Source organism: Pollutimonas rozaliensis, assembly GCF_048751585.1.
In the GTDB taxonomy this organism is placed as follows: Bacteria; Pseudomonadota; Gammaproteobacteria; order Burkholderiales; family Burkholderiaceae_B.
The window spans coordinates 1-284 of record NZ_JAZHOB010000053.1 but is presented as its reverse complement, the minus strand read 5'-3'; the positions used below and the strand labels follow the sequence as shown (position 1 = coordinate 284).

At 61.3% G+C, this 284-nt stretch carries 1 protein-coding gene; it reads right to left on the bottom strand.

The window, feature by feature from the left end; genetic code table 11:
• The coding region (locus V0R37_RS21930; RefSeq protein ID WP_420376535.1) for an HAD hydrolase-like protein at window positions 1-284 on the bottom strand (284 nt) is incomplete at both ends.

The following is a 284-nucleotide window of genomic DNA, read 5'->3' as shown; positions in this document are numbered from 1 at the left end:
AGCCGCTGAACAGGCGATTATCGAAGTAATGGGTCAGGCCCGTTGCTTTCAGCGCCGCGCGTATCTTCGTTTCCGGGCCGTTGGAAACCACCGCGCTGGGGTAGTGCGACAAGGCTTCCAGTGCTTCCAGTGCCCCGGGAATGGTGGTGAGTTCATTGGTCAGTCGCGTGGCCAGGTTGGCGCGCATATCCTGCTCCATGCGCTCGAGTTGTTCGATGTCGACTTGACCATGGCGGTCCTGCAGCTCGGCGACGATCCTGCGAAAGCGGGCGCCGCGAAATTCG